Origin of the sequence: Bartonella sp. AP65SXKL (assembly GCF_042195725.1) — a bacterium.
Taxonomy (GTDB): Bacteria; Pseudomonadota; Alphaproteobacteria; order Rhizobiales; family Rhizobiaceae; genus Bartonella.
Map to the genome: position 1 here is coordinate 61,183 of NZ_JBHIOW010000011.1, position 6,000 is coordinate 67,182.

Annotated in this window: 6 protein-coding genes; all 6 read right to left on the reverse strand. The window is 38.3% G+C overall.

Annotation, left to right across the window (positions count from 1 at the left end):
• Positions 1 to 711 precede the first annotated feature (711 nt).
• On the reverse strand, positions 712 to 987 hold the full coding sequence (locus ACFIMP_RS07235; protein ID WP_375612711.1) for a hypothetical protein: 276 nt from the start codon (positions 985 to 987) through the stop codon (positions 712 to 714).
• A 1,158-nt stretch (positions 988 to 2,145) separates the two neighbouring features.
• A complete protein-coding gene (gene virB11, locus ACFIMP_RS07240) occupies positions 2,146 to 3,207 on the reverse strand; it encodes a P-type DNA transfer ATPase VirB11 (RefSeq protein ID WP_375612249.1) in 1,062 nt (353 codons plus the stop codon).
• Complete coding sequence (virB10, locus tag ACFIMP_RS07245) at positions 3,182 to 4,339, reverse strand: type IV secretion system protein VirB10 (protein WP_375606219.1); 1,158 nt, start codon at positions 4,337 to 4,339, stop codon at positions 3,182 to 3,184. Before virB10 ends, virB11 begins: the two co-directional genes overlap by 26 nt.
• Positions 4,339 to 5,145: a P-type conjugative transfer protein VirB9 gene (virB9, locus tag ACFIMP_RS07250; protein ID WP_375612710.1), complete on the reverse strand. Its 807-nt coding sequence runs from the start codon at positions 5,143 to 5,145 to the stop codon at positions 4,339 to 4,341. The genes virB10 and virB9 overlap by 1 nt, the downstream gene beginning before the upstream one ends.
• A gap of 13 nt (positions 5,146 to 5,158) precedes the next feature.
• Positions 5,159 to 5,860 carry a VirB8 family type IV secretion system protein gene (locus tag ACFIMP_RS07255; protein WP_375606007.1) on the reverse strand — a complete coding sequence of 234 codons (702 nt, stop codon included), beginning with the start codon at positions 5,858 to 5,860 and terminating at the stop codon, positions 5,159 to 5,161.
• Entirely contained in the window at positions 5,857 to 6,000 is a 144-nt protein-coding gene (locus ACFIMP_RS07260; RefSeq protein WP_273791747.1) for a TrwH protein, read from the reverse strand. The genes ACFIMP_RS07255 and ACFIMP_RS07260 overlap by 4 nt, the downstream gene beginning before the upstream one ends.

Sequence of the window (6,000 nt, forward strand, 5' to 3'; positions counted from 1 at the left end):
ATTTTTCAGCATAAAAGATATTTCTTAACATGAAAAAGAGGTGTCCAAGTATTAACGGTATAATCAGTCATTGTTTTGGTATTTATTCTGTTGTGCTGTAAAACACTATCTTATTTAGGATGTGGTAATTAGAGTGGTTAGAAGGTGAAATCTGCTAGGTGAGGGGGCGGATTGTTTGCAGATCAGTGGCGTGTTAAGAGGCTTCGTCCTTTGAGGTGTGATAGGTGGAGTCTGTTAGCCAATTACGTAAATGAGAGAGAAATCTACGTGGACAGGTTTTTAACCTAACCTCTCTTATATATTGTGATAGGAAATTCACATTAATAAGGACTACGGCCGGTTACAGAAAATAGAAATCATTGCGAAAAAACAAGCGTGCTTGTTTTAAAATTTTTAATATTTGTGATCATAAGGGCCTGCGAAATTTCCTGTAGTATCACGCAGACCGTTCGTATTCTCGAGCCAAGAATTGTCCATATATCCTCTTCAATCTGATCTTCACGAATTGATGCAAGAGATGGGTACGAACACCTGTAAGAATAAGCAGATGCAAAGCCAGTTGTATCATTATTGTTGCTTTGCAGAGTGTTTGATAAAAATCTGGAACATTTCTCCAATTCATTGCCGGTTTATTAATGACTTTATGGCGTTGTTTTTTTAAAAGAGCTTTTGCTGTTGCAGCTTTTACTTATCAGATGGGAGTTAAGAGTATTATGTATCTCTGTTGGCGCAATCTTTGAAAGTTGCTATACAGCCGCCTAATTTGAGGAGAATATGAAGCTGTAAAGGTGCAAACCAGTTTCCATTTTTAGCATCATTTTTTAATTCTGCTTTACGGCTTTCAAAAGCATCTAGAGTAATGTCTTTTAAATAATAGAGATTACACATTGCTTCACGCTTTTGTTTCTCTCGTTCTTTAATAAGATCAAAACCCTTATGTAAAACAGAACGCCCCGAACCAAATACACTTTGCTTGTCAATTTGCACGCTTGTTTTTAAGAAACCTTTCTTTAAGGTGCCTAAGCTTATTTCACTACAGAGTTCGTGGATGGTATAATGGTAAAGCCCCGATGAATAATATAAAATTTATAGAGCATCTCCATTTTTACACTTCATAAAAGAACAAGTTGGGCGCCATTAGACACTTTGCAAACTCCCAATGTTGTGACAATTTTTGGCATTTTGGATGGTTTATAAAAGGCATTTTTAGTGCTTTTTTGTACAGTTTCATTCTATACGGCTTTATTTACTTATAATGTGCAAGAGACATGGTTTTGGTTAATAAACAGCTTTGAAATGAGAGAATCCTACGGTACTAAGATCTTTTATCCAACACGTAAAATAATGAACACTCTTTATAAGCCAATGTGATGCATCTTAAGAAGAGTGATTGTAGATCTGTTCTTTTAGGAATTTTTGCTTTTTGTGGTGCAGAGAAGAGAGCAGGAATATTCAGAGTAGAGCTTACCTTATGGAATCTATGGATATCGTCTTTAGGAGAGGGACATAAGCCACGTGATATGGTTAGCAAAGCTTGCTTAAGAGAAATTTGGTTGTTTACGAACAACTGGAGGTTAAGAATCTTTCTTCGTCCGAAGAAGACGTCTATATACCACTATACTTTTTATTACCAAATAGAACGTGGTTTATGGATGCTAAATCGAAATGATAATTTATTTCGTATGAGGTTTTCCGTATTTGGAGATTGTTTGGTTACAAACATATTTATTAATCACTTGAAAATAGCGCTTAGAATTTTTAAATAATAAGTTTTGGTCTTGATGACGATAATTATTTGTGATGATCGAAAGTACCTATTTTACGAAGCTTTCATTGATAGGCGAATCAAAATTTATTCTTTTCTTTTGTTTAAATATTTATTTTGCAGCTATTTTTTCTTTTTTGCATCAAAGATACTTTTTCAAAAGGTAAATGGAAAGAATGATCAAAGGCAAGAGAATAAAGAGAGCCTTATGTATAATTTGGTTTTCTCGTAGAGTTGTTGTCTATTAACTTTTTTCCTCATGAAGAGTGTAGAAAATCCATCGGAGAAGCAAAGAGAATAGGAAAAGTTAAATAAATAGCCGTAACAATTAGTTACGGCTATTTTTGTTTGCTTCATATTACCGAGAGAGGAAGCTCCCCTTAAGCGATTTTTGATTTAGCAAAAATCGGGTCGTAAAAGACTTCAGAGAGTTTTCTATCTTTAAAGAACAACACTACGTCAACTGTTGTATAGAGAACGATTTTTATCATTTCTAACTCGAGTTGCCGGCCAATTTCTGATCTTTTAATCAAGGTGGCACATCGCTCAAATGTCTGCAAAGCGCTGTTAGCATGCGTTGTTGTAATCGATCCGGGATGACCAGTGTTGAGCGAATTGAGATATTCCCATGCTTCATTGCCTCGCAATTCAGCGAGAAAAATTCTGTCAGGCGACTGACGCATACACGCATCTAGGCATTCTTCAGCTGAAACACGGCCTACATTGTTACCATAAATCATATGTACATGATTGGGATGATTGGGTAGAAAAAGCTCATGAACATCTTCAATTGTGATAATACGCTCCTCTACAGGGACCTTTTCAATTAAAGAGCGCGCAAATGTTGTTTTACCAGATCCTGTTTTGCCTGCAATAATAATGTTGCGTTTGTGAAGGACGCATTCTTCCAAAAATTCAAGAATTTTTCCCTCACGTTTACTTTGTAAGAGTTGAACTTCAAATGGTTCCAACCGTGTGAAGTCCTGCCTCGATAACAAGTTATTGGCTTCTTTTGCTGAAGGCTTATTAAAACTTACATCAGAAAAATCGTCAAATGCCCCTTCTTCTTTGAGTTCTTCTAACGTTTTAACTATGAGAGAATGTTTACGAATTACAAAGGAAAGAGCACCATCAACAACAGCTGGTGTTTGTATAATTGTACCACGTTGTCCACCAGGCAAGAGCACATAATTAATACTTCTGGGAGCCATACCGTTATAAACGATAATAGCTGTAATAAGCGTTTGCAAAAAAGTGGTTGTTAACTCTGGTACGCTATGTAGTTGCCAACCCTTAAAGCTTTTCGTCCATACTTCACAGGGGCGGCAAATCGATAATTCAGTGATCGTGGGATCTTCTAAAAAACAATCAAGCGGTTGCAGAAGCTGAAAAACTGCTTGATCTTTTTGTATCGGGTTAACGTGTGACGAGACTGTAGACATCGCTGAAATCCAGATCACGAGCAACAAAAATATTTACTCGTTCGCCTTGGTTTTTGTAAAGTGTTGGTGTGATATTGATGGAATTTTGAAGAACATCGATTGCTATAGATTCAGCATTCTGAGCTCCTTTATTTTGTGAGTTATCTTTATTTTCTTTGCTGCTTTTACCAACTTTTCCTCTTACCCATTCTCCTAAATCACCGATAATGCTTACCATAATTGCACTACCAAATCGTTCCCAAAAATGTCTGTCAACCCAGCCACCAATACCCGCTTCACCCAGAGGACCTGTGCCTGGTGAGTCAAGATTGACAACAACACCAGAAGGCGTTTCAATGCGTAACCATTGCACAAACACGCGCGTTTGTCCTTGTTGTATGCCACTTTGGTAAAAACCAACAACTTTAGAACCACGGTCAAGCAAAACAACACGTCCACTCGTGGAATAAATATCGCGTGTTAAATGACACGTCGTCATTCCGGGTTGAGATGTAATGATTTTTGTTTCTAACGTACAATCTATTTGCGTTCCTTGTGTAATCAAAAAGTCACGGTTACGAAGTTGCATCGCATGTGATTGACCTAAACGCACGGGCTGAAGGTTATCAAATAATACGCCATTACCTCTATCATTATTCGATGCTTTATTATTTGTATCTGTAGATCCTTCGCTACCACCGTTGTTAAGGCTAGAACTGAGCATACGTTTGCGTGCTAATTCTTCAGAATCTTGGAGCATATGTGGAGGAATGGCTGTTTGAAGAAGTTTACTCAATGCCGGTGGAATATCCAAGTTTGAATCTTCTGTTTGTGTTGATTTTTCTGCTTCTTCTACAATCTTTGGCTCTTCTATAATCCGAGGGACATAGTTTGGTATAATTTGCTGTACTATTTGTTGTGGTTTTTCTTCCTCAACCTCCACGGTATTACGCATTTTAAAAGCTTTCCAAGTCAAGGCAATCGGTATCGCTACTATGACAATAAGACCTACCATTAACAATGCACGGGTACCTGGAATTGTTGGACGACGTTCAGAACCTAGTTCGGACCCTCCATAGGTACCTTCAATATGTTTTTGTTCGACGTTGTCCAGTTTTGTACCTTTTCCCTCTCCTTCCTTATTGTCAAACATCATTTTCCTCCTTTATTGATACGATAAACCACCGAAGATACTGTCCCTGTTGTGTTTGGTATGCCATTGGGGTCATAGGCTTCATTAAAAACAGCTAGAGCGCGTTTACCAAGCCGTATAAGCCATTTAGGATTGACCTTATGAACGGCGATAATATCATTAGAACTGCCGATAACGGTGCGTGGTATTAAGCTTTCATTACCTTCAGCATCTACGACATAAATCGATGGCATATCCATGTTAGCGGGAAATTTAAAGTAAGTAATACGCCCATTGTCCCAAGCATTTATCGGAGCAATATCTTGGTGACCACTCATGGTATAACTGAGATTATAGCCGTTGACGCTTTGGTGAAAACCACGTTCAATCGCAAGGCGTCGATTGTTTTCTTCTGACTTTTCATCGTTTGAATCGGGATAATGGAAAGCCAATTCATATGTTGATCCCGCACGGTCATTCCGAAATTGTAGTCGGAATTTATAACTCCGTTTGTCGGTTACAACGATGAGATTGGTATTGGCAAGTTCTGCTTTTGGTTTAATAAAAATATGCCGCCCTTTATGAGCAAAGGCATAGGCTTCAGAATCGCCAAAGGCATGAGTTATGTACTGTTCACCTTCTTCAAGAATAATATGTGTTGCCACACCAAGAACTGTTTCAATTTGAACCACATCGGCTTCGTTATATGTTATATAGCGAATGCGATGATCATATTGTGAATTTGATGGACTTTTGAGCGCCTGCACAGGTACCGTATAAAGAGAAGAAAACGAAGACAATAGAACAACGAACGCAAGTTTTTTCATAACAATCAATTCCTTAATCATTCAACAGTATTTCTGGGTCAGAACGGTAACTTGTTACTTGAAAACCAAGGGGGTTAAGCAATCGATCAGATGATTTCATGGGTGCACCAACATAGGTGTAACCAATTGTTGCAATTTGGTGCTGTTTTGGTCCAGTAGCAGCACCGTTGCTGTCAAGTTGCTGAGTCGTAAAACGTACAGTTGCTTGACCGAGTCCATTAGGCTGGATTGATCGTACTTTAACTGTAATACGTGCTTTGTTGGAAAGCACTTTGTCCCGTGCATTTTCTCCATCATAGATTTTATAATATTCTTGTTGAACAGATGCCGCACTTAAAAGTGCTGTTGTGTCATAGTTCAGTTGAATAGTATCGTAGTCGTAAGTTTCGCGGTTAAGCACATATTGATTTAGCCAATATCTATCTACAACTTCGCCATAGCTTTCTTCGTGTTCACGCATGATTGAGATAACATCAACTGCACCCGTCGTATTATCAACGCGCAATACTAAGGGAGTTGGAGCTGGTTGAGAAAATCCAACAACTCCACATATCATACCGAATAAGCCAAAAAGACCCACAGTACTCGCAACACGCCATGCCGTTCTGCGCGACCTTATAAATTCATTGATAAGATCACGTTCTAAGCCACGGCTTTCTTCATAATAACTTCTAAGTTGTTCGGCTTTCACTGGTTTTGCTTGTTTTGTTTTCATCTGTCTCCTCGCTTGATTTCGGCAGGGATTGTTTTATTAATGGGCACACGGTTCCTATCATTGGGCTGTTTTAGCTTTGGTGCTAATGCACAAGCCGATAAAAGGTTTGCAATCAAAATCACAAGAATGATTGACTTCAT

Bases quoted from the DNA above. Each gene is read 5' to 3' on its own strand.
- ACFIMP_RS07260 (WP_273791747.1), bottom strand. From the start codon at position 6,000: ATGAAGTCAATCATTCTTGTGATTTTGATTGCAAACCTTTTATCGGCT.
- virB11 (WP_375612249.1), bottom strand. From the start codon at position 3,207: ATGTCTACAGTCTCGTCACACGTTAACCCGATACAAAAAGATCAAGCA.
- virB9 (WP_375612710.1), bottom strand. From the start codon at position 5,145: ATGAAAAAACTTGCGTTCGTTGTTCTATTGTCTTCGTTTTCTTCTCTT.
- virB10 (WP_375606219.1), bottom strand. From the start codon at position 4,339: ATGTTTGACAATAAGGAAGGAGAGGGAAAAGGTACAAAACTGGACAAC.
- ACFIMP_RS07255 (WP_375606007.1), bottom strand. From the start codon at position 5,860: ATGAAAACAAAACAAGCAAAACCAGTGAAAGCCGAACAACTTAGAAGT.